Origin of the sequence: Streptomyces sp. NPDC001933, from assembly GCF_042890955.1 — a bacterium.
Lineage (GTDB): Bacteria > Actinomycetota > Actinomycetes > Streptomycetales > Streptomycetaceae > Streptomyces.
In genome coordinates this window covers 167,386-189,361 of the sequence record NZ_JBIASS010000016.1, presented here as the reverse complement: position 1 = coordinate 189,361, position 21,976 = coordinate 167,386, and the positions used below count along the sequence as shown (strand labels likewise).

At 70.4% G+C, this 21,976-nt stretch carries 22 protein-coding genes; 7 read left to right on the top strand and 15 right to left on the bottom strand.

Annotation, left to right across the window (positions count from 1 at the left end; all coding sequences use genetic code 11):
- Positions 1-23: 23 nt before the first annotated feature.
- Positions 24-794, top strand: a complete 771-nt coding sequence (locus ACFYY7_RS32460; protein WP_388667418.1) for an alpha/beta hydrolase — start codon at positions 24-26, stop codon at positions 792-794.
- Between the two features lie 153 nt (positions 795-947).
- On the opposite strand, the gene ACFYY7_RS32455 is transcribed toward ACFYY7_RS32460, so the two are convergent.
- Positions 948-1,253, bottom strand: a complete 306-nt coding sequence (locus ACFYY7_RS32455; RefSeq protein ID WP_388667417.1) for a hypothetical protein — start codon at positions 1,251-1,253, stop codon at positions 948-950.
- A gap of 127 nt (positions 1,254-1,380) precedes the next feature.
- The gene (locus ACFYY7_RS32450) at positions 1,381-2,334 is read right to left on the bottom strand and encodes a LysR family transcriptional regulator (protein WP_124716787.1); all 954 of its coding nucleotides are present in this window, start codon (positions 2,332-2,334) and stop codon (positions 1,381-1,383) included.
- Positions 2,335-2,396: 62 nt separating this feature from the next.
- Between ACFYY7_RS32450 and ACFYY7_RS32445 the strand changes: the two genes are divergently transcribed.
- The 4 genes from ACFYY7_RS32445 (at position 2,397) to ACFYY7_RS32430 (ending at position 5,962) form a co-directional block, all read left to right on the top strand.
- Positions 2,397-3,743, top strand: coding sequence for an MFS transporter (locus ACFYY7_RS32445; RefSeq protein WP_388667416.1), 1,347 nt, complete (start codon positions 2,397-2,399; stop codon positions 3,741-3,743).
- Positions 3,744-3,828: 85 nt separating this feature from the next.
- Positions 3,829-4,545 carry a L,D-transpeptidase family protein gene (locus ACFYY7_RS32440; protein WP_388667415.1) on the top strand — a complete coding sequence of 239 codons (717 nt, stop codon included), beginning with the start codon at positions 3,829-3,831 and terminating at the stop codon, positions 4,543-4,545.
- A gap of 104 nt (positions 4,546-4,649) precedes the next feature.
- Positions 4,650-5,642, top strand: coding sequence for a sigma-70 family RNA polymerase sigma factor (locus ACFYY7_RS32435; RefSeq protein WP_388667414.1), 993 nt, complete (start codon positions 4,650-4,652; stop codon positions 5,640-5,642).
- 8 nt (positions 5,643-5,650) lie between these two features.
- The gene (locus ACFYY7_RS32430) at positions 5,651-5,962 is read left to right on the top strand and encodes a hypothetical protein (RefSeq protein WP_388667413.1); all 312 of its coding nucleotides are present in this window, start codon (positions 5,651-5,653) and stop codon (positions 5,960-5,962) included.
- A gap of 34 nt (positions 5,963-5,996) precedes the next feature.
- On the opposite strand, the gene ACFYY7_RS32425 is transcribed toward ACFYY7_RS32430, so the two are convergent.
- On the bottom strand, positions 5,997-6,371 hold the full coding sequence (locus tag ACFYY7_RS32425) for an STAS domain-containing protein (RefSeq protein WP_388667412.1): 375 nt from the start codon (positions 6,369-6,371) through the stop codon (positions 5,997-5,999).
- A gap of 362 nt (positions 6,372-6,733) precedes the next feature.
- Here ACFYY7_RS32425 and ACFYY7_RS32420 point away from each other — a divergent pair, with 362 nt between their 5' ends.
- Positions 6,734-10,024 carry a S8 family serine peptidase gene (locus ACFYY7_RS32420; protein ID WP_388667468.1) on the top strand — a complete coding sequence of 1,097 codons (3,291 nt, stop codon included), beginning with the start codon at positions 6,734-6,736 and terminating at the stop codon, positions 10,022-10,024.
- A 115-nt stretch (positions 10,025-10,139) separates the two neighbouring features.
- Here the strand turns inward: ACFYY7_RS32420 and ACFYY7_RS32415 are convergent, their stop codons facing one another.
- The 11 genes from ACFYY7_RS32415 to ACFYY7_RS32365 all read right to left on the bottom strand — a co-directional run bounded on the left by ACFYY7_RS32415 (position 10,140) and on the right by ACFYY7_RS32365 (position 20,428).
- The gene (locus ACFYY7_RS32415; RefSeq protein WP_388667411.1) at positions 10,140-10,730 is read right to left on the bottom strand and encodes a Uma2 family endonuclease; all 591 of its coding nucleotides are present in this window, start codon (positions 10,728-10,730) and stop codon (positions 10,140-10,142) included.
- A gap of 98 nt (positions 10,731-10,828) precedes the next feature.
- Positions 10,829-12,106 carry a thymidine phosphorylase gene (locus ACFYY7_RS32410; protein ID WP_388667410.1) on the bottom strand — a complete coding sequence of 426 codons (1,278 nt, stop codon included), beginning with the start codon at positions 12,104-12,106 and terminating at the stop codon, positions 10,829-10,831.
- 112 nt (positions 12,107-12,218) lie between these two features.
- Positions 12,219-12,617 carry a cytidine deaminase gene (locus ACFYY7_RS32405; RefSeq protein ID WP_266415187.1) on the bottom strand — a complete coding sequence of 133 codons (399 nt, stop codon included), beginning with the start codon at positions 12,615-12,617 and terminating at the stop codon, positions 12,219-12,221.
- Positions 12,614-13,903, bottom strand: a complete 1,290-nt coding sequence (locus ACFYY7_RS32400) for an ABC transporter permease (protein WP_388667409.1) — start codon at positions 13,901-13,903, stop codon at positions 12,614-12,616. Before ACFYY7_RS32400 ends, ACFYY7_RS32405 begins: the two co-directional genes overlap by 4 nt.
- Complete coding sequence (locus ACFYY7_RS32395) at positions 13,900-15,018, bottom strand: ABC transporter permease (RefSeq protein ID WP_388667408.1); 1,119 nt, start codon at positions 15,016-15,018, stop codon at positions 13,900-13,902. Before ACFYY7_RS32395 ends, ACFYY7_RS32400 begins: the two co-directional genes overlap by 4 nt.
- Positions 15,015-16,643, bottom strand: coding sequence for an ABC transporter ATP-binding protein (locus ACFYY7_RS32390; RefSeq protein WP_388667407.1), 1,629 nt, complete (start codon positions 16,641-16,643; stop codon positions 15,015-15,017). The genes ACFYY7_RS32395 and ACFYY7_RS32390 overlap by 4 nt, the downstream gene beginning before the upstream one ends.
- Positions 16,644-16,891: 248 nt before the next feature.
- Positions 16,892-17,932 carry a BMP family protein gene (locus ACFYY7_RS32385; protein ID WP_388667406.1) on the bottom strand — a complete coding sequence of 347 codons (1,041 nt, stop codon included), beginning with the start codon at positions 17,930-17,932 and terminating at the stop codon, positions 16,892-16,894.
- 138 nt (positions 17,933-18,070) lie between these two features.
- Positions 18,071-19,297, bottom strand: a complete 1,227-nt coding sequence (locus ACFYY7_RS32380) for an amidohydrolase (protein ID WP_388667467.1) — start codon at positions 19,295-19,297, stop codon at positions 18,071-18,073.
- Positions 19,298-19,477: 180 nt separating this feature from the next.
- Entirely contained in the window at positions 19,478-19,741 is a 264-nt protein-coding gene (locus ACFYY7_RS32375) for a hypothetical protein (RefSeq protein WP_388667405.1), read from the bottom strand.
- Entirely contained in the window at positions 19,738-20,118 is a 381-nt protein-coding gene (locus tag ACFYY7_RS32370) for a hypothetical protein (RefSeq protein ID WP_388667404.1), read from the bottom strand. Before ACFYY7_RS32370 ends, ACFYY7_RS32375 begins: the two co-directional genes overlap by 4 nt.
- Positions 20,119-20,191: 73 nt before the next feature.
- The gene (locus ACFYY7_RS32365) at positions 20,192-20,428 is read right to left on the bottom strand and encodes a hypothetical protein (protein ID WP_388667403.1); all 237 of its coding nucleotides are present in this window, start codon (positions 20,426-20,428) and stop codon (positions 20,192-20,194) included.
- Positions 20,429-20,701: 273 nt separating this feature from the next.
- Between ACFYY7_RS32365 and ACFYY7_RS32360 the strand changes: the two genes are divergently transcribed.
- Positions 20,702-20,929, top strand: a complete 228-nt coding sequence (locus ACFYY7_RS32360; protein WP_388667402.1) for a type II toxin-antitoxin system Phd/YefM family antitoxin — start codon at positions 20,702-20,704, stop codon at positions 20,927-20,929.
- Positions 20,930-20,998: 69 nt separating this feature from the next.
- On the opposite strand, the gene ACFYY7_RS32355 is transcribed toward ACFYY7_RS32360, so the two are convergent.
- Entirely contained in the window at positions 20,999-21,763 is a 765-nt protein-coding gene (locus ACFYY7_RS32355) for an XRE family transcriptional regulator (protein ID WP_388667401.1), read from the bottom strand.
- Positions 21,764-21,976: the final 213 nt, after the last annotated feature.

Sequence of the window (21,976 nt, the reverse complement as noted above, 5' to 3'; positions counted from 1 at the left end):
TGTCCTTCTGACACTGTTCTGTCATGGCACAGCGCGCACTCCCCCTGCCCGACGCAAGGCTGGGACGGGCCGTCAGGACGGCCGGAGCTCCAACCGCGGTCAGCGGCGTTGTTCTGCTGCTCCCGGACGGCGAGGCCGATTCGCACCGCCGCCCCTCCCCTGTCTCCTACGCACTCCAGCTGCCGCTGGCCCGCGCCCTGGCCCGCGCCGGGCAGGACGACGGGCTCGCCGCGCATGTCGTGCGCTATCGCTGCCGGGGCTGGAACGCCACGGACGCGCAACTCGCGGCGGACGCCGAGTGGGCGGTGGACGAGGTCGTACGGCGCTACGGCGACGTCCCGGTCTGCCTGGCCGGCCACGGCATGGGCGGCCGGGCCGCACTCCGGGCGGGCGGCCACGCGGCGGTCGACTCCGTGCTGGCGATGGCCCCCTGGCTGCCCGAGGACGGGGCGGACGGGGCGGAGCCGGTGAAGCACCTGCTCGGCCGCCAGGTGCTGCTCGTCCACGGCACCAACGACGCCCGTACCGACCCCGAGCTGTCCTTCCGCCTGGCCGAGCGGGCCAAGAAGGCCAACCGTGACACCTGCCGCTTCGAGGTCCACTCGGACGGCCACGGACTGCGCCAGCACCGGGCCGAAGTGACGGCCCTGGCCGCTGACTTCGTGTGCGGTTCGCTGTTCGGCCGGGCGTACGCACGGCCGGTCGCGGACGCGCTGGCCGCGCCACCGCCGCTGGGGCTGCGGATGCCGCTGGCGGCCGGGTTCGGGAAGTCGCTGCGGGGCTATGGAAGTTGACAGGCCGGCAGGTGGGCGCGCGGGGTGTCCGCCTCCTCCGGGGCGCGGTGCGGCAGGCTCGCGAGGCGCCCGCCGTCTCCGGGCGAGGGCCGACAGGGCGCGGTTCCCGCCGCGGCCTGCGGGGACCGCAGCGGGAGCCGGGGCGAAAGAAGGTCAGGCCTTCTTCCACTGGACGTCGTAGGCCCGCAGCGCGTACTTGCCGCAGTCGCCGCCGAACTTCCAGTGGCCCTTGCCGACCCAGGCGCCGTAGATCGTCCTGTTGGAGCACTCCGTCACCGTGCGGGCCTTGCCGCGCGTCACGGCGCAGGAGGCGGTCCAGGCGGAGCTGCCGGTCTTCCAGTTCTTGCACGTGTAGCCGTAGTCGTTGGCGCTCGCCGCGCCCGGCAGGGCGACGATCAGGCCGCCCGCGAGGACCGCGGTGGCGGCGGCGCCCGTCAGGCCGCGCATGACGCGCTTCATGTGCTCTCCCTCGTTTGGATGCTCAGGAACCGGACGGCACGGGATGCGCAGGTCAGGCGCTCCGTACCGGCCGAAATCGATCATGGCACGGCTCCGGGGCGTCCGGGTGGGACCAGGCCGGTCCGGGTCAGTCCGGCAGCAGGTGCCCCCGGCGCGAGAGCAGGAAGCGTTTGAAGGCGGCGACCGGCGGGGTGTCCGGGTGGCCGTCCAGCCAGGCGACGCCGATCTCGCGGGCCGCCCTGGGGGCCGTGACGGTCAGTTCGACGACGCCGGGGCGGGCCACCGCGGGCGGCGGCAGCAGGGCCACGCCGAGCCCGGCCGCGACCAGGCCGCGCAGGGTCTCCGCCTCCTCGCCCTCGAAGGCGACCCGGGGCGTGAAGCCCGCCTCGGCGCACAGGTCGTCGGTGATCCGCCGCAGGCCGTAACCCGGTTCGAGGGTGACGAACTTCTCGTCGGCGGCCTCCGCGAGGCGGATGCGGCGGCGGGTGGCGAGGCGGTGGTCCTCGGGGACGACGAGGCGCAGCCGCTGTTCGTCCAGGCGGCGGGCGACCAGGTCGGGGGCGTCCGGGACGGGTGAGGTGAGGCAGAGGTCGAGGCCGCCCGCGCGGAGGCGCTCGATCATCGCCTCGCCGTAGTTCTGCACGAGCTGGAAGCGGACCCGGGGGTGGTCGGCGCGGAAGGCGCGCAGGAGGGCGGGGACGGTCTCCGAGCCCATGGTGTGGAGGAAGCCGAAGGCGACCTTGCCGGTGGCCGGGTCGGCGTCGGCCCGTACCGAGTCGGCGGCCTTCTCGACCTCGGCGAGGGCCCGCTCCGCGGAGCCGAGGAAGGTGCGGCCCGCCGGGGTGAGCGAGACGGTACGGCCCTTGCGGGCGAACAGGGCGACTCCCAGGTCCTGTTCGAGCCTGACCATCGCCCGCGACAGCGTCGACTGCGGGACGCCGAGCTCCTGCGCGGCGCGCGTGACGTGCTCGTGGCGGGCCACCGCCTCGAAGTGGGCCAGTCGCGGCGCGAGCACTGCGCGAATGTCTTCTTCGTAACTACTCGGTGACAGCCGGGGCTGTGAGCTGCGTTCATGCGCCATGGGATTGATTATCGCCACTTCGTGCATTGGACGCATGAAACCGGAGAGCCTACTTTCGAAGCATGCCTCCTGCCAGTACCGGGGCGTCCACCCTCACCGTGGCCGCCTCGCCCCAGCCGTCCCCCGTCGCCGCCCGTGTCGCCACCACCGACTCCGCCGCGACGGACCGTCTCGAACCGGGCCGCCCCGGCTACCGCCGGATGAGCTTCGCGCTCTTCGCCGCAGGTGTCGCGACCTTCGCACTCCTCTACTCCACGCAGGCCCTGCTGCCCGCCGTCTCCGCCTCCTTCGGCGCCACGGCCGGACAGGCCAGCTGGACGGTCTCCGCGGCGACCGGCGCACTGGCACTGTGCGTACTGCCGATGAGCGCGCTCTCCGAGCGGTTCGGACGGCGGCAGATGATGACCGCCTCGCTGACGGTCGCCGTACTGGTCGGGCTGCTCGTCCCCTTCGCCCCCTCGCTGGGCTGGCTGATCGCGCTGCGCGCCGTCCAGGGCGCGGCACTGGCCGGACTGCCCGCCTCCGCGATGGCGTACCTGGCCGAGGAGGTGCGGCCGAAGGCACTGGTCGCCGCGATCGGACTGTTCGTGGCCGGCAACAGCATCGGCGGCATGAGCGGCCGCATCCTCACCGGCTGGATCGCCCAGCTCTGGGGCTGGCGCGCGGCGCTCGGCGCGGTCGGCCTGCTGGCCGTGGTCTGCGCGGTGGTCTTCCACTTCATGATCCCCCGGGCCCGGAACTTCACCCCCGGGACGCTGAACCCGAAGGCCCTCGCGAAGACCGTCGGCGGACACCTCGCCGATCCGCTGCTGCGCCGGCTGTACGCGATCGGCGCGCTGTTCATGACGGTGTTCGGCGCGGTCTACACGGTGATCGGCTACCGCCTGGTGGAGGCGCCGTTCAACCTCCCGCAGGGCGTCGTCGGCTCGATCTTCCTGGTCTACCTCGTCGGTACGGTCTCCTCCGCCGCGGCCGGCAAGCTGGTCGCCCGGCTCGGCCGCCGGGGCGCGCTGTACCTGGCCGTCTCCACCACGGCCGCCGGTCTGCTGCTCTCGCTCGCCGACCAGCTGGCCGCCGTGCTCCTCGGCCTGGTCCTGATCACGGCGGGCTTCTTCGCCGGTCACGCGGTCGCCTCCTCGTCCGTGAGCCGGACCGCGACGAAGGGCCGCGCCCAGGCGTCGGCGCTCTACCAGTCCGCGTACTACCTGGGCTCCAGCGCGGGCGGCACGCTCGGCGCGGTCGCCTTCCACGCCGGGGGCTGGGCCGGGACCGTCTCGCTGGGACTGCTCGCGGTCCTCGGCGTCGTCTCGATCACCCTGTACGGGACGCGGGCCGCCCGCGCCGAGCGGCGCCGGACGGTGCCGGTGGCGTCCGTACCGCACCGGGGCATGGCCTCCGTGCAGAACTGAGACATACGGCGCACAACCATCCACTCCCCGACGCGCGTCTAGAAGGCAGGATCACCTCACGGCGCGCGAAGGGGAGTTGGCGTACATGGGAGTCGCGGGGAACATACGGGGAGTCCGGCTGCGGCGCGGGCTCGCGCTGTCGGTCGCGGGAATGACCGCGGTACCGGCGCTGGTGCTGGCCACCGGCGGGTCGGCGCAGGCGGCGTCCTGCACGACGTCCACCGGGCCGTACCAGAAGCAGGTCGAGAAGTACCTGAAGCGTCCGGTCGACGGCAAGCAGTCGGCGGCCGACTGCAAGGCGATCAGGTCGTTCCAGAGCACCTACGGGGTCACCCCCACCATCGGGTACGCGGGTCCGGTCACCTGGCGCACGATGAAGACGCTCACCGCCCAGAAGGCGGCCGGCAAGAATCCGAACAAGGACAAGAAGTGCCCCACCAACAAGGGGCGCATCGCGTGCGTGGACCTGACCCGGCAGCTGAGCTGGATCCAGGACGGCAGCAAGCTGAAGTTCGGCCCCGTGCCGGTGCGGACCGGGCGCAACGGGTACGAGACCCGCACCGGGTCGAAGAAGATCTACTGGCGCCACATCGACCACGTCTCGTCGATCTACCACGTGTCGATGCCGTACTCCCAGTTCTTCGACGGGGGGCAGGCGTTCCACGCGGTCGGCGTGAAGATGTGGAACCCGCCGGGGTCGCACGGCTGCGTCAACATGCGTACCGCCGACGCCAAGTCGTACTGGAAACTGCTGAAGAACGGCGACGACGTATACGTGTACGGACGCAAGCCCGGAACGTGACTGAAACAGGGCGGCTTCGGTACTTCACACCCCCGCTGTCAGTGGCCTGCGGTAGCTTCCGAAGTGCCGGGTGAGCGGTGTCACAGCGCAACAGGGGTGGAGCGATGAGTGATCTGACAGCGACGGCGGACGTGGACAGCCGTCTGGAGGGACACCGGGTCGAGCTGACCGGTTACTGCTACCGGATGCTCGGCTCGGCCTTCGAGGCGGAGGACGCGGTACAGGACACGCTGGTGCGTGCCTGGCGCAACTTCGACAAGTTCGAGGGGCGTTCCTCGCTGCGGTCCTGGCTGTACCGCATCGCCACCAACGTCTGCCTGGACATGCTGAACGCGGGCAACAGGCGGGCCCGTCCGGTCGATCTGACGGGCCCGACCCCGCTCGCCCAGGCGGCGCTCAACCCCCTGCCGGAGAACACCTGGCTGGAGCCGATGCCGGACGGCCGCATCCTGCCGACGGTGGCCGACCCGGCGGAGGCCGCCGTGGCGCGGGAGTCGGTGCGCCTGGCGTTCGTCGCCGCGCTCCAGCATCTGCCGCCCAAGCAGCGTGCCGTGCTGATCCTGCGCGAGGTGCTGGCCTGGAAGGCGAGCGAGGTCGCCGAGCTGCTCGACACCACGGTCGCCTCGGTCAACAGCGCCCTCCAGCGGGCACGGGCCACCCTCACCGAACACGAGGGCAGGCCCGCCGACGCCGCGAATCCGCTCGACGAGGAGCAGCGCAAGCTCCTTGAGCGGTACGTGGCGGCCTTCGAGGGCTACGACATGGCTGCGCTGACGGCGCTGCTCCATGAGGACGCCGTGATGACCATGCCGCCGTTCGACCTCTGGCTCCAGGGGCACGACGACATCACCGGCTTCATGCTCTCCATGGGCGCGGGCTGTGCCGGCTCCCGCCTGGTGGCGACGTCGGCGAACGGCACCCCCGCGTTCGCGCACTACAAGCCGAATCCGGACGGGCCCGGGTTCGTGCCGTGGGCGGTGCAGGTCATCGACATCTCGGACGGGGCCATCACCGGGATGCACTGCTTCCTGGACACGCCGCGCTGGTTCCCGCTCTTCGGACTGCCGGACCATCTCGACGACGACGCGGCGGTGTGAGGCCGGACATGAAGCGCGGCATACGCAACGGGCTGGTGGCCGGCTGGGTGGTGCTGGCGGCCGGTGGCTGGGGGGTGACCCAGTGGCTGGGCGAGCCGTCCGCCACCGGCGGTCCGGCGCCCGGGGCGGCCCGGACCCCCGGGCCCGGCGGTGAGCCGGGGCCGCAGCCCGAGTCCGACTGCGACGACCTCATCAGCGCCGCGTCCCGGCGCCCCACCGCCACCGCGGCCCCGCTCCTCAAGGCGTCGGCGGCCCCGGTCGACGGCGGGACCGCCCAGTTCCGGGTGGTGGTCTGCGACGAGGCCAGGATCACGGACTGAACGGGGCGGGGGCGGGGCGGGCGGCCCGTACCGTTCAACCCCCACCCTCCCCCGGCCCCGTCGCGCACTCCAGGTCCACCACATCGGCCAGCCCGACCAGGTCCAGCAGACTCTGCAGCTCGGGCGGCACATTGCGCAGCCGCAGCCTTCGGCCCCCCGCCCGGCGTGCGACGAGCCCCAGCCGGGCTATTGCCTCGACCAGGGCCAGATCCGCGCGTACGACCCCGCCCACGTCGCAGTCCACCCCGGCGCCCGGATCACGGGCGGCGCCGTCGGGGCCGTACAGCAGCGCCTCCAGCTCGGCGCAGAGTCCCGGCACGACGTCCCTGGTGACGCGGCCGGTGACGACGAGAACGATCGGGGTCATGGCTTCCACATCAGGGAGACCGGCCCGGCGGCCGAAACTCATCGCTGCCCGGATACGTGTTTCCCGGCGGACGCCGCGGCCCGGGACGCCGTGCGCGGCCAGGCGGGGCCCGCATCGCCCCTCGTCCGCCTCCGATCACCTCCGACGGCCTCCGACGGCCTCCGACGGCCTCCGACCGGTGATCTTCCGTCAACTCCGTTTATTTATGGGCTTCCTGTGAACCCGTTTGATCAATTCCCCCTCTAGGTACGTGAACCGGCCGGTGCGGCGTCCCCGTCGCGCCGACTGACCAGCGGCCCCCTCGCGGGCCGCCCGATTCTCCAGGGGGAGAGTTGCGCAAACACGTGAGAAACGCGTGTGTTTCGACCATCGCCGCGGCAGCCGCCGTGGCACTCGCGGCCGGGATGACCAGCCCGGCCGTCGCACAGCCCGACGCCGCCCAGCCGTCCGGCACGGGGGCCAGGACCCAGTGGCCCCCGGCCCAGAACCGGCTGACGCTGATCACCGGCGATGTCGTCACGGTGGACGCCAAGGGCCGGGTCATGGGTTTCCGGGCCGCCGAGGGGCGCGAGCACATACCCGTGCAGCGGCAGATAATCGACGGGCACACCCTGCTCGTCCCCGCCGACGCGCACCGCCTGATCAGCTCCGGGAAGCTGGACCGCCGGCTGTTCGACGTCACCGAGCTGAACCGCGCGGAGAACCGCCGGGCCCAGAAGTCGGGCCTGAAGCTGATCGTCTCCTACCGGGGCGCGAAGGCCGCCGCCGCGAAGGCCGAGGTCCGCGAGGCCGGTTCCACCCGGGTCGCCCGGACCCTGAAGACGCTGAACGCCGAGTCGGTGATCACCCCGCAGCGCGACGCCCGGGACATCTGGCAGGCGCTCACCAGCAAGGCGGCGCACGGTGCCCAGCGCACCACCGCCGCCGGGATCGACCGGGTCTGGCTGGACGGCGTACGCCGGGCGAGCCTGGACAAGAGCGTCCCGCAGATCGGCACCCCGGCCGCCTGGAAGGCCGGCTACACGGGCAAGGGCGTCAAGATCGCCGTCCTGGACACCGGTGTGGACGCCACCCACCCGGACCTCCAGGGCCAGATCCTCGACACGAAGAACTTCACCTCCTCACCCGACGCCAAGGACCGGGTCGGCCACGGCACCCATGTCTCGTCGATCGCGGCCGGCACCGGCGCCAAGTCGGGCGGCAAGTTCAAGGGCGTGGCCCCGGACGCCAAGCTGCTGGAAGGCAAGGTGCTCGACGACGACGGCTTCGGCGACGACTCCGGCATCCTGGCCGGCATGGAGTGGGCGGTCGCACAGGGCGCCGACATCATCAACCTGAGCCTCGGCGGCAGTGACACCCCCGAGGTGGACCCGCTCGAAGCGGCGGTCAACAAGCTGTCGGCCGACAAGGGCACCCTGTTCGCCATCGCGGCGGGCAACGATGGCCCCGGCTCCGGCACCGTCGGCTCCCCCGGCAGCGCGGACGCCGCGCTGACCGTCGGCGCCGTCGACGACAAGGACGAGCTGGCCGATTTCTCCAGCCGTGGACCGCGCATCGGCGACAGCGCGATCAAGCCCGATGTCACCGCCCCCGGCGTGGACATCACGGCGGCGGCCGCCCCCGGCTCCGCCATCGATCAGGAGGTCGGCCAGAACCCGCCGGGCTACCTGACGATCTCCGGTACGTCGATGGCGACCCCGCACGTCGCGGGCGCCGCGGCGCTCCTCAAGCAGCAGCACCCCGAGTGGAAGTACGCCGAGCTCAAGGGCGTGCTGGCCGCTTCGACGAAGCCGGGCGCGTACACGCCGTTCGAGCAGGGCACGGGCCGGATCGCGGTGGACCGGGCGATCGAGCAGACCGTCGTCGCCGAGCCGGTCTCGGTGGGCTTCGGGCTGCAGCAGTGGCCGCACACCGACGACACCCCGGTCACCAAGAAGGTGACGTACCGCAACCTCGGCAGCAGCGACGTCACCCTCGACCTCGCGGTCACCGCGACCGGCCCGAAGGGCAAGCCCGCCCCGGCCGGCTTCTTCACCCTCGGCGCCGACAAGGTGACCGTCCCGGCGGGCGGCACCGCGGAAGTGCCGCTGACCGTGAACACCAAGCTCGGCGGCAAGGACGACGGGATCTACTCCGCGTACGTCGTCGGGACCGGCGGCGGCCAGAGTGTCCGTACGGCGGCCGCGGTCGATCGCGAGATCGAGTCGTACGACCTCACCGTCAAGACCATCGGACGGGACGGCAAGCCGGCCGAGTTCGTCGATTCCAACCTCTTCGGGCTCACGGGCTCGGCGGTCGGCCAGTGGCTCTCGCCGACGAGCACCGACGGCACGGCGAAGGTCCGCGTCCCCGCGGGCGGTTACACGCTGAACACCGGCGTCACCGTCGACCCCGAGGACTACACCAAGGGCACGGACTGGCTGTCCCAGCCGAAGCTGGACATCAACAAGAACGTCAGCCTGACGTTCGACGCGCGCAAGGCGAAGCCGGTGAACATCACCGTGCCCGCCACCGGCGCCAAGCCCCTGATGGCGACGACCGAGCTCCAGTACGCGTCCAAGGACAACGCCTACGGGTACGGCTGGCTCCTCGACACGTACAAGAACTTCCGCACCGCGCACTTCGGCCCGAAGGTCACCGACGGCTCGCTCAGCCAGAACTGGATCGGCAGCTGGCTCAAGGGGACCTCGACCCGGTACGACATCGTGGCCGGCGGTCCGGTGACCGGGGCGGCCACCGGCTTCGAGCGCAAGTACACCACCGGCCAGCTGGCCAAGGTCGGCCTCTCCCTCGGCTCGCCCGCCAAGGGCAAGACCGGTGAGATCGCCGCGTCGGGCACGCTGCCCGGCATGGACGGCGGCTGGGCCGCCTGGTCCCTGCACAAGGTCCCCGGCACCGCCACCGCCTATGTCTCCACCGCCGACAAGGCGCGGTGGAGCTTCGACTTCAGCCAGGACGGCCCGGTCGACGAGGACGGCTACCCGGTGACCGAGGCGCAGTACTCCCTCGGCGCCCCGCAGTCCCTGAAGGCCGGCAAGTCCTACACGAAGAAGGTCAACACCGCGGTGTTCGGCCCGGCGGTCAGCTCCGAGTACGGCATTCTGCGCGACGGCGACAACCTCGTCGGCATGCTGCCGATGGTGGCCGACGGACGCGGCAACGTCGGTGATTCGACGTACAGTTCGGCCAGCACCGTCCTGTACCGCAACGGCAAGAAGCTCGCCCGGAACGGCGACCCGCTGACCGGCCTGGCCCCCTTCGCCGTACCGTCCGCCGCCGCCGACTACCGGCTGACGACCTCGATGCGGCGCAGCACCAAGGTCTCCGCGGTCTCCACCCGGATCGACGCGAGCTGGACCTTCCGCTCCAAGCGCACGACCGCCCCGACCATGCTCCCGGTCTCCACGGTTCGGTTCACGCCCAACGTCACCCTCGACAGCAGGGTCACGGCCGGCCGGACCGCTTCCGTACCCGTGACGGTGCAGGGCGCCGCCGCCGGAAAGAACCTCAAGTCGCTTACGGTGTACGTCAGTTACGACGCCGGCAAGACCTGGAAGAAGTCCACGGTCAAGGCGGGCAAGCTCTCCGTGAAGAACCCGGCCAAGGGGAAGTCCATCTCCTACCGGGCGAACGTCACGGACAAGCAGGGCAACAAGTCGTCGGTGTCGATCTACAACGCGTACTTCGGCAAGTGAACGGCACGTCGGTGAGCCGGTAGGCGCACCGACCGCATGAGAGCGGCCCGTCGGGGAGGATTCCTCCGCCCCGACGGGCCGTTCGCACGCCGACGGGACCGGCGCGCGTCGTCTCTCAGCTGACCGGAAACACCCCGGTGTCCAGGACCAGCCCGAACGGCTCGGGCAGCGTCAGCTTCTCCCCGTACTCGACCGTGTCCAGCACGCGGTAGGCGCCGCCGTCGGGCTCCCCGTACAGCGTGGCGGTGGGGCGGCCCGAGTGCCACGGGTCGAGCAGCAGGAACAGCTCGACACCTGCCTTCGCGTATCCGTGCACCTTGCCGATGCGGTCGTGGTTGGCGTTGGCCTGCGAGGTGATCTCCACGACGAGCCGGGCCTCCTCGGCCGGGATGCGGTTGCCTGGTCCGGTCGCCACCGCACGGGGCACGACGACGAGATCGGGGACGTAGATCCCGCCCCGTCCCGGCACGGACACAGCGAGCCGCTGGTAGATTCCCCAGTCCTCCGGAATGACGCCGTAGAGCCTGCGCTGCAGCAGTTCCGCGGTCGTGTTGTGGTCCTTGGACGGCGGTGGCTCCACGGTGACGATCCCCTCGATGATCTGCACCTTGCAGCCCTCGGGGGCGTCCGTCTCCTCCCAGATCCGGACGAGGTCGTCCCATTCCTGACCGTCGCCCGGCACGGGCTCGACGGCGGGTGCGCTCATGGCGGTCTCCTCCTGTCGGAACGTCACCGAGTCCAGCACGCCGAACGGGACCGGCGGTGGTCCACCGGTCCCGTTCACCCGTACGAGGAAACCGCAGGTCAGGCGATACGTTCCCGCACCACCGGTGTGGCGGTGAACGTCGTGCCGGACGGGGCGATGTCGTAGGCGTCGGGCAGGGCCTTCAGGGCGTAGTCGAACTTCTCGGGGGTGTCGGTGTGCAGCGTCAGCAGGGGCTGGCCTGCCGTCACCGTGTCGCCCGGCTTGGCGTGCAGTTCGACGCCCGCGCCGGCCTGGACCGGGTCCTCCTTGCGGGCCCGGCCCGCGCCGAGGCGCCAGGCGGCGACGCCGATGTCGTAGGCGTCCAGGCGGGTAAGTACGCCGGTGGAGGGGGCCGTGACGACGTGCTGCTCGCGGGCGACCGGGAGCGTGGCGTCGGGGTCGCCGCCCTGGGCGGAGATCATCCGGCGCCAGACGTCCATCGCGGAGCCGTCGGCGAGGGCCTTCTCCGGGTCGGCGTCCTTGAGCCCGGCCGCGTCCAGCATTTCGCGGGCCAGGGCGAGGGTGAGGTCGACGACGTCCTTGGGGCCGCCGCCGGCCAGTACCTCGACCGATTCGCGGACCTCCAGGGCGTTGCCCGCGGTCAGGCCGAGCGGGGTGGCCATGTCGGTGAGCAGGGCGACCGTGCGCACTGAGCTGTCGGTGCCCAGGGCGACCATGGTGGAGGCCAGTTCGCGGGCGTCCTCGATGGTCTTCATGAAGGCGCCGGAGCCGACCTTGACGTCCAGGACGAGCGCGCCGGTGCCCTCGGCGATCTTCTTGGACATGATCGAGCTGGCGATCAGCGGGATGGCCTCGACGGTGCCGGTGACATCGCGGAGCGCGTACAGCTTCTTGTCGGCGGGGGCGAGCCCGTCACCGGCGGCGCAGATCACCGCGCCGGTGGTGTCCAGGACGTTCAGCATCTCCTCGTTGGAGAGGTGGGCGCGCCAGCCGGGGATGGACTCCAGCTTGTCGAGCGTGCCGCCGGTGTGGCCGAGGCCCCGGCCGCTGAGCTGCGGCACGGCGGCGCCGCAGGCGGCGACCAGCGGGGCGAGCGGCAGGGTGATCTTGTCGCCGACGCCTCCGGTGGAGTGCTTGTCGGTGGTGGGGCGGGAGAGCGACGCGAAGTCCATGCGCTCGCCGGAGGCGATCATGGCGGCGGTCCAGCGGGCGATCTCCGTGCGGTTCATGCCGTTCAGCAGGATCGCCATGGCCAGTGCGGACATCTGCTCGTCGGCGACCTCACCGCGGGTGTACGCGTCGATGACCCAGTCGATCTGCTCGGGGGTCAGCTCGCCTCGGTCCCGCTTGGTGCGGATGACGGAGATGGCGTCCATGTCCTGGAATTCCTTCCGGCCGGTGCGTACGCAGGAGTCCTGAGTAACTCTACGCGCATAGAGGGTGGAAACGGGGGTGGCCCTCCCGACGTGCGGGAGGGCCACCGGAGTTCTACTTCAGATGGTCCGGGCCGAACGCCTGCGGCAGCATCTCGTCGAGCGTGCGCAGCCCGTCCGGCGTCTCCAGGACGAGCTCGGGGCCGCCGAACTCGTACAGCAGCTGCCTGCACCTGCCGCACGGCACCAGGATCTCGCCCGCCCCGTCCACACAGGTGAAGTGGGTCAGCCGGCCGCCGCCGGTGGCGTGCAGCTGGGAGACCAGCCCGCACTCGGCGCACAGCCCGATGCCGTACGAGGCGTTCTCGACGTTGCAGCCGGAGACCGTACGGCCGTCGTCCACACGCGCCGCGGCGCCGACCGGGTAGTGCGAGTACGGGACGTACGCGCGGGTCATCACGGACCGTGCGGCGCTCCGCAGCGCCGCCCAGTCGACCTCCGCGGCGGCCGTCACTTGCCCTGGCCCTTGCGGTAGCGCATGCCGTCCGCCTTCGGCATCCGCAGCCGCTGGGCGGAGAGCGAGAGGACGAGCAGCGTGACGATGTACGGGGTGGCGCTCACGAACTCGGTGGGCACGGTGTCCGTACCGAGGTACCAGACCAGCACCGCGGCGGCGATGACCGCGCTGACCACGCCCTGCACGAAGCTCTTGCGGTAGAGCTTCCAGGCGGCGAGCGCGGCCAGCACGACGACGAGCAGCAGGAGCAGCGCGTGGACGGACTCGCCGCCGTTGCGCAGCTGGAGCGCGTCGGCGAAGCCGAACAGCCCGGCGCCCATGGCGAGCCCGCCCGGCCGCCAGTTGCCGAAGATCATCGCGGCGAGACCGATGTAGCCGCGGCCGCCGGTCTGGCCCTCGTTGTAGATGTGCGAGGTGACCAGCGAGAGGAAGGCACCGCCGAGGCCTGCCATGCCGCCGGAGATGATCACCGCGATGTACTTGTACGTGTAGACGTTCACGCCGAGCGACTCGGCGGCGACCGGGTTCTCGCCGCAGGAGCGCAGCCGCAGCCCGAACGAGGTCTTCCAGAGCACGAAGAACGTGAGCACGAACAGGACGATGGCCAGGATCGTCAGCAGCGAGACGTTGGTGACCAGGCCGCCGATGACGCCGGCCAGGTCGGAGACGAAGAACCAGTGGTGCTTCTCGATGGAGTGCAGCCAGTCGGACAGCCCCGGGATCGTCACCGAGGTGATCTCGTCGGCCGGTGGGGACTGCTTCGGGCTGCCGCCCTTGGCCGCCGCCTCGCCCGAGTTGAACCAGAGCTTGGCGAAGTAGGTGGTGAAGCCGAGCGCCAGGATGTTGATGGCGATACCGGAGATGATGTGGTCGACGCCGAAGGTGACGGTCGCGACCGCGTGCAGCAGTCCGCCGAGCATGCCGCCGACGACCCCGGCCAGTACGCCGAGCCACGGGTTGGTCTGCCAGCCGGCCCAGGCGCCGAAGAAGGTGCCCAGGATCATCATGCCTTCGAGGCCGATGTTGACCACGCCGGCCCGCTCGGCCCAGAGGCCGCCGAGACCGGCGAGGCCGATCGGTACGGCCATGGCGAGCGCCGCGCTGATCTGGCCGGCGGAGGTGACGTCCTCGGCGCCGGTGATGGCGCGCACGGCGGACAGCGCGAGCAGCACGCCCGCGATGATCAGCAGGACGACGGGGAAGGAGAGGCGGGTGCGGCCGCCCTTGCCGCCGGAGACCTTGGGGGCCGCGGGGGGCGGGGTGGAAGTCGCCGTGGCGCTCACGCCGACACCTCCTGCTGGTCGTTGTTACGGGCGGCGGCCTGTGCGGCGAGTTCCGCGCCGACCTTGCTCTGCTGGCGCTTGAGTCCGTAGCGGCGGACGACTTCGTAGGCGATGACGACGCACAGGACGATGACGCCCTGGATCACGCCGACGATCTCCTTGTCGTAGCCCTCGAATTCGAGCTTGCCGGTGCCGCGCTCCAGGAAGCCCCAGAGCAGCGCGCCGAGCGCGATGCCGATGGGGTGGTTGCGGCCGAGGAGGGCGATGGCGATACCGGTGAAGCCGATGCCGACCGGGAAGTCGCCGCTGTACTCGTAGCTGTCGTTGAGGAGGGTCGGCATGCCGATCAGACCGGCGACGGCGCCGGAGATCAGCATCGAGGTGATGACCATCTTCTTGACGTCGACACCGCTGGCCTCGGCCGCGGAGCCGGACTGACCGACGGTGCGCAGGTCGAAGCCGAAGCGGGTGCGCGAGAGCGTGAACCAGTAGGCGAAGCCCGCGACGACCGCGACCACGATGAAGCCCCAGACGGGCGACGGGGTGGTCGGGAACTCGAAGAAGTGCGAGGACTCCGGGATCGGCTTGGTGGAGATCTTCGTGCCGGCCTCGTCGAGGTGGCCGAGGCGGCCCTGCTGGAGCAGGTAGCCGATGATCGCGGTCGCGATGGCGTTCAGCATGATCGTCGAGACGACCTCGCTGACGCCCCGGGTGACCTTGAGGACACCGGCGATGCCGGCCCACATCGCGCCGACGATCATCGCGGTGAGGATGATCAGCGGGATCTGCAGGGCACCGGGCAGGGTCAGCGCGCCGCCGACCGCGGCGGCGAAGAAGGCGGCGAGGCGGTACTGGCCGTCGACGCCGATGTTGAAGAGGTTCATCCGGAAGCCGACGGCCACCGCGAGACCCGCGAGGTAGTACGTCGTCGCCTTGTTGAGGATGTAGACCTGGCTGTCCGACTTCATCCCGTAGTCGAACATGATGCCGAAGGCGCTGAACGGCTCCTTGCCGGTGGCGGCCAGCACGAGTGCGGTCACCAGGAAGGCGACCACGATCGCGAGTACGGGGGCCGCGATCCCCAGGAGCAGCCGCTCCTTGTCGATCTTCTTCATCGGTCCTCTCCCCCGTCCCGGGGGTCGGTGTCGGTGCTGTCGGCGCCGTCGGAGGTGTCGGTACTGTCCGCGCCGTCGGCGGCCGTGTCCTCGGGTGCCGGTGACTCGTCCGGGGCTTCCAGGTGGCCGGTGGCCGCGCCCGTCATCGCCGAGCCGAGCTCCTCCGGGGTGATGGTCGCCGGGTCGGCGTCCGCCACCAGCCGGCCGCGGTACATGACGCGCAGGGTGTCGGAGAGGCCGATCAGCTCGTCCAGGTCGGCGGAGATCAGCAGCACCGCGAGACCTTCGCGGCGCGCCTCGCGGATCTGGTCCCAGATCTGCGCCTGCGCGCCGACGTCCACGCCCCGGGTCGGGTGCGCGGCGATCAGGAGCTTGGGGGCGTGGCTCATCTCGCGGCCGACGATCAGCTTCTGCTGGTTGCCGCCGGAGAGCGAGGCGGCGGTGACGTCGATGCCGGGGGTGCGCACGTCGTACTCGCGCACGATCCGCTCGGTGTCGGCGCGGGCGCCCTTGAGGTCGAGGAACGCGCCCTTGCTGTTGGGGCGTTCGGTGACGTGGCCGAGGATGCGGTTCTCCCAGAGGGGGGCCTCCAGCAGCAGTCCGTGCCGGTGGCGGTCCTCGGGGATGACGCCCATGCCGTCCTCGCGGCGCTTGCGGGTCGGCGTGCGGGAGATGTCGGCGCCGTCCAGGGTGAGCACTCCGGCGTCGAGGTGGCGCATGCCCATGATGGCGTCGACCAGTTCGGACTGGCCGTTGCCCTCGACGCCCGCGATCCCGAGGACCTCGCCCTTGTGGATGGTGAAGCCGATTCCGTCGAGGACCGAACGCACCACGCCGTCCGGGTCGGTGGCGCTCAGCCGCAGCCCGTCCACGGTCAGCATCGGCACGTCGGTGACGGTCGACTCGCGGGTCTCGGGCGAGGGGAGTTCGCTGCCGACCATCAGTTCGGCGAGCTGCTTGGTCGTGGTGCTCTTCGGGTCGGCGGTGCCCACCGTCGTACCGCGCCGGATGACGGTGATCTCGTCGGCGACCGAGAGGACCTCGCCCAGCTTGTGCGAGATGAAGATGACGGTCAGGCCCTCGGCCTTGAGCTCGCGCAGGTTGTCGAAGAGCGCGTCGACCTCCTGCGGTACGAGGACGGCGGTGGGCTCGTCGAGGATCAGGGTGCGGGCGCCGCGGTAGAGGACCTTGAGGATCTCCACGCGCTGCCGGTCGGCGACCCCGAGGTCCTCGACCATGGCGTCCGGGCGGACCCCGAGACCGTACGAGTCGGAGATCTCCTTGATCTTCGCGCGGGCCCGGTCGCCGATCCCGTACAGCTTCTCCGAGCCGAGAACGACGTTCTCCAGGACGGTGAGGTAGTCGGCGAGCATGAAGTGCTGGTGCACCATGCCGATGCCGCGCGCGATGGCATCACCGGGGTTGTGGAACGAGACCTGCTCGCCGTCCACCGCGATGGTGCCCTCGTCCGGCTTCTGCATGCCGTAAAGGATCTTCATCAGAGTGGACTTGCCGGCCCCGTTCTCGCCGACGAGGGCGTGGACGGTGCCGCGGCGCACGGTGATGTCGATGTCGTGGTTGGCCACGACCCCGGGGAACCGCTTGGTGATGCCGCGGAGCTCCACGGCATGGGGACTGCTGGACGCGTTGATGGCGCACTCTCCTTGGCAGGAGCGGAGGGCGGAGGCGGTGGGAGCGTGAAAGGTATCGCGCCAGGCGGACGCTACGCGCGTAGCGCCACCGAATCGTTGGCCACCTGATGACAGGTGGCGGACCGTGTGCGTACGGCTACGGCAAGTCGGCCGGGCCGGTACGTGAAATCGGGGCCCGAGTGAAGCCGAAGCGGCTCACCCGGGCCCCGATCGACGGTGGATCAGGTCGTGGTCTTGACCTTGATGGTGCCGTCGGCGATCTTCTTCTTCGCCTCGTCGAGCTTGGCCTGGATGTCCTTGATGTGGTCACCCGTGGTGGTCAGGCTGACGCCGTCCTTGGCCAGGGTGTACGTCTGCGTGCCGGTCAGCGGCTTGCCGTCCTTGACGGACTTGACCAGGTCGTAGACACCGCCGTCGACGTTCTTCACGACCGAGGTCATGATCGTGTCCTTGTACTTCGACAGCGACGGGTCGAGGGCCTGGTCGGAGTCGACGCCGATGGACCAGGCGCCCTTCTTGCCCGCGACGGCCTCGATCGAACCGGCACCCGAACCACCGGCGGCGGCGAAGATGACGTCGGCACCCTTGTCAAGCATGCCCTTGGCGGCGGCCATGCCCTTGTCGGGGCTGCCGAAGCCGGACAGGTCCGAACCGGTGGACAGGTACTGGATCTGCACCTTGGCCTTCGGGTTCGTCTCCAGGACGCCCTGCTGGAAGCCCGCGGCGAACTTCTTGATCAGCGGCAGGTCCACACCGCCGATGAAGCCGACCTGGCCGTCCTTCGACTTCAGCGCGGCGGCAACACCGGCGAGGTAGGAGCCCTGCTCCTCGGTGAAGACGATGCTGTCGACGTTCTTCGCGGTGGCGACCGAGTCGACCAGGCCGAAGTTCACCTTCGGGTACTTGGCGGCGACCTTGTCGACCGCGTCCTTGTACGCGAAGCCGACCGCGACGACCGGGTTGTAGCCGCCCTCGGCGAGCGACTCCAGGCGCTGCTCACGGTCGGCGGGGGTCTCACCGGTCTTGGCGGTGAGCTCCTTGGTCTCGGCACCGAACTCGGACTTGGCCTTGTCCAGACCACGCGCGGCGGAGTCGTTGAACGAGTTGTCACCACGGCCGCCCACGTCGTAGGCCATGCCGATCTTCATCTTGCCCTTGTCGGAGCTGGAGCTCTCGGTGGACGACTCACCACATGCGGTGGCGGTGAACGCGAGGGCCGCAGTGACGGTACACGCAGCGGTGATCTTGGATACCCGGCGCAAGGGAAGGCTCCTTCAAACCTGACCGAAGCGCCTCTTCCGGCGCTGGTTTCGCGGCGATCGTAACGCGCGTAGATGTCAGATAAAGCCCTGTACGGAAGCCGTTATCGGATCGTCGCGAACCAGCGGCGACGTCTCCGGTTACGGATGGTTGCGGTCGAGCAACGCGGAGGCAGTGAACAGCTCCACGGCGACCGTGATCGCCTCCTCATCGGCGTCGAAATCACCCCGATGCAGGTCGAGCCGGGCAGTGTCGCCGGGCGTGCGGACCCCGAGCCGGGCCATGGCGCCGGGGACGCGTTCCAGGTACCAGGAGAAGTCCTCGCCGCCCAGGCTCTGTTCGGTGTCCTCGATCGCATACGATCCGCGGCGCGCGGTCATCGCCGTGGCGAGCAGATCGATCACGGCGGCGTCGTTCACGACGGGCGGGACGCCCCGGACGTAGTTGATCAACGTCTTGGCGCCGTGCATCCCGGCCACCTCGTCGATGGCGGCGTGCACCAGGTCGGGGGCCTCCCGCCAGGCGGCCAGCTCCAGGCAGCGGACGGTGCCCGACAGTTCGGCGTGCTGCGGGATCACGTTGCAGGCGTGACCGGACTCCAGCCGCCCCCAGGTGACGGCGAGCCCGGCCCGTGCGTCGACCCGGCGGGCCAGCAGCGCGGGCACCTCGGTGGCGACCTTGGCGGCGGCGGTGACCAGGTCGGTGGTCAGGTGCGGGCGGGCGGTGTGGCCGCCCGGACCGTCGAGCGACACCTCCAGCCGGTCGCAGGCCGAGGTGATCGCCCCGACCCGCAGCCCGATCCGCCCCACGTCGACCTTCGGGTCGCAGTGCACCCCGATGATCCGCCCGACGCCCTCCAGCGCCCCGGACAGGATCGTGTCGGGTGCCCCGCCGGGCAGTACCTCCTCGGCCGGCTGGAAGATCAGCCGTACGGGGTTCGGGAGCAGCCCCCGCCGGTCGAGCTCGGCGAGCACCAGCCCGGCGCCGAGGACCGAGGTGGTGTGGATGTCGTGCCCGCACGCGTGCGCCCGGTCGGGGACGGTGGAGCGGTACGGGACGCCGGCCTTGGTGTCCGGGATGGGCAGGGCGTCGATGTCGGCGCGCAGGGCGAGCATCGGTCGCCGCTCGCCCTCCCTGTTCCCCACGTCACAGATGAGCCCCGTGCCCGTGTCGAGCACCCGGGGTTCCAGCCCCGCCTTCTCCAGCCGGGCCTTGATGGCCGCGGTGGTGCGGAACTCCTGGTTGCCCAGCTCGGGATGCATGTGCAGGTCGCGCCGGAAGGCGATCAGCTCGGCACGCAGGTCCTCGGGCAGGGTGCCGGGCAGTGCCTCGTCACCGGACGACTGGGCATCGGAATCGCGGGACATCAACTGGTTCACCTGGTGAAGGGTAAGGCCCTTCCCCCTTCAACTGACCATGAAACAAGAAAAGTTCAGCCACATAGACGAATAAATGACTGCGCCGTGGCGTGTGAGGTGACGGCCGGGTGGGTACACTCGCCCCCTTTTGCGCCATGATCGGCGGCCGCGACGGGCCACCGGCCTCCATCAGCCGGACAGCCCCCGGCGCACCGGCAGCAGGGCCGCCCCGAGGCACAGGGGTCCGACCGGCAGCAGATCAAGGCTCACGGCCATCACCACCGTCCCCGCCAGCACCAGCACCGGCGCCCACGCCCGGACCACATCACGGCGGAGAAAGGCGAGCAGGGTGACAAGGGCCAGCAGCCCGAGCCAGAACAGCATCGGCACCACCGTGTAGACCAACGGCATCACACCGGGCGCGCCCTGCACCCACTCGAACATCTCACTCATGGCCTCCTTGTCCGCCGCGACGAATCCGGCCCCAGATCGATCACCGCCTGCACCACCACCGCCGCCGCACCGAGCAGCCCGGTCCAGGCAGCCACCCCGCAGGCGACCCGCCCAGCCCCGCGCTCCCCGGCCAGTCCCCGCAGCCCCAGGAAAACCGGCACGAAGGCGAGCACCCCGGCCAGGAACAGCAGATGCGCCACCGTCCACCACACCCCGGGCCCGTAATCCCCGACGCCCCGCCCGGCCAGCCGCACCACCCCGTACCCCGCCATCAGGACCGGCCCTGCCAGGAGGCCCGTTCCCAGCGTCACCCCGGCCACACCATCCGTACCGGCCGCTCCACCCTGTCGCTCCGTCGCCATCCGCATCGTCGTCATGCGTCGATGCTCGTGCCCGGCGGACCCTTCCCGCCATCAGGGCTGCCCCCAACGAACCCTGGTTGTATGCCACTTACGAGTCAGGGTGATCCATGATGTCGAGGGGACGTCCGACCTGCATCAAGTGGAGCTCAACGCCGAAGCCCTCGGCCAACACCCCATTGAGACACCCCGCATGCGCTCCGAACCACTGGCGGGTCGGCAGGTGCTCCACCGCCATTTCCAAGGCGATGCAGTCCGACGCACCGGCCGTGTCGCCGCCGCAGACGCAGCAGCGAAATCTCTGCGGGCATTCCTCTTCGACGCGCATGCCCCACCGCCCCTCGCCGAACGTACAGGTCGTGCGCGGACGTGATACCCCAGGGTGCCGGTGTCACGTTGCCACGGCACCCCCGGCACCTCCTCGACCGGCAGAGGGCCGCGATGCCTGCGCAGCTCCGGCGGACAGAGGCAGGAGGCCAGGCCGCGAGGCGCGGAAATCGCGAGCACGCCGTGACGGCGCCGTCGCGGCGTGCCCCGGCCCTGCGGGGTAGACATGGTGCACTGGTCGGTCCACCTTCTGATCCGTCCCCGCGAGGGAGCCATGGAAGCAGTTCGTCAGTACAACGTCCACGAGTCACGCATCCTGGAGCAGGCGGCCACAGGCGAGAAGATGGTGATCTCCAGGTCTGGAGAGCCAGTGGCGAAGATCGTGCCGCTCCGCACCCGGGTGAAGCGGACCGAACGCGGTTCGCTCCAGGGGCAGATCCACATCAGGAAGGACTTCGACGACCTGCCGGACGGCTTGGCCGACGCCTTCGGGATGCTCTGACGAGATCGTTGCTCGGCGCGTGTGTCGCCATGAGGTCGCCCGACGACTCCGCCGAGCTCACCGACGGGATCACGAGAGTGGTTGTGCTCCCTGGTCGCGCCCTCGCAGCATCTGGGGCACGCCCCGGCTCCACAGTTCCTCGGCGTGCTCCGCGAATCTGTCGAACATCCCGCTGTCGCCCTGGCGACGCAGATGCAGGAGAGGCGAGTCGTGGCCGACGAGCCGGGCCAGGTGAGGTGTGACGAGTGCGTCGTGGTCGAACCTGAACACGGACAGGGACACGTGGTTGACGGCGTCCTCGACGCTGCTGAAACGCGCTTCCAGGCCCTCCATCGGGCCGAGGCGCCCCAGATGCTCCAGGCTGATCCGGATGCGCGTCGCGACGCTCAGAGCGACGTCCTCGATGGCCTCGCGCTGATGGGTCACCTCCCCGTCAGGGTCACCGAGCAGGAAGCGCACTCGGCATCCATCCGCGATCTTCCTGCGCAGTGTGTCGACGAACGCGGGTTGCTCCAGCCACACGAAGTAGTTCGTGTAACCGGCCAGGAAGATGTCCGTCGTGGCGCCTTCGATCAGCTCGCCCCACACCGTCGACGGGCAGGCCGACCGGTACGGGTATGCGTGTACCAACTCGCGGTCATGACCGGTCTTCACGCGTTCCTGTACGGCCTTCGGCCAGATCATCTCTTCGTCCACCTTCAGCGCCCGGCACGCGTCGACACGATTCCTTGCATGAGGTACCAACTCGGCATCAGCCAGCCACCGTTCCACGGTCTTGGGTGCCACGCCGATACGGGCGGCGAGTTTCCGTGGCGAGAGCTCGGCGTCTGCCATAGCCGATCGTAGAGCGACGTTCAAGACTTCCCCCAGCGACGTTTGGGCCTTTTTGAACCGTAGCGCTCGACGGTCCAACTGTCCCTGATTCATGTCGAGATACGTCCGCAAGGGGCGAGCAGCATCACGACCATGACGGCTCACAGGACGACGATGGACAAGCCCGTACACCTTCAGCTCTCCCCGGAGCCCCCGAAACCGGCAGAAGGGTGC